Annotated in this window: 1 protein-coding gene; it reads right to left on the bottom strand. The window is 69.3% G+C overall.

Translation table 11 applies throughout. The features are described 5' to 3' along the window. On the bottom strand, window positions 1-495 hold a 495-nt coding region (locus tag BN4575_RS22760), incomplete at both ends, for an isocitrate/isopropylmalate family dehydrogenase (protein ID WP_256029042.1).

Here is a 495-nt window from a genome sequence, read left to right as displayed (position 1 = left end):
ACGATGCCGAGCCCGCCCACCAGGCCCGCGCCGAGGTCCGAGAGGATATCGCCGTACAGGTTCTCCGTCACGAGCACGCCGAGCCTGTTCGGGTCGCGCACCATCGTCATGGCCGCCGCGTCGACGATCATCTCGGCGAGCTGCACCTCGGTGTGCCGCACGGCGACGCGGCGCGCGCACTCGAGGGCGAGCCCGTCGGAGAGCTTCATGATGTTCGCCTTGTGGACGAACGTCACCTTGCTCCGGCCGTGCTGCTCCGCGTACCGGAACGCGAACTCGGCGATGCGCGTCGAGCTGCGCTCGGTCGTGAGCTTGATGCTCTGCGCCACGCCGGGCAGGATCATGAGCTCGAGCCCGGCGTAGAGCCCCTCGGTGTTCTCGCGCACGATGACCATGTCCACGTCGAACCGCGGGTCGACGCCGGGCAGGCTGCGGATCGGCCGCACGTTCGCGTAGAGGTCGAGCGCCTGCCGGAGCGTGACGTTGACCGAACGG

It is taken from the genome of Aeromonas sp. EERV15 (assembly GCF_900079845.1).
Lineage (GTDB): Bacteria > Pseudomonadota > Gammaproteobacteria > Enterobacterales > Aeromonadaceae > Aeromonas > Aeromonas sobria.
Note: the sequence above shows the minus strand (reverse complement) of the source record. Positions and strands in the feature narration are given on the sequence as shown.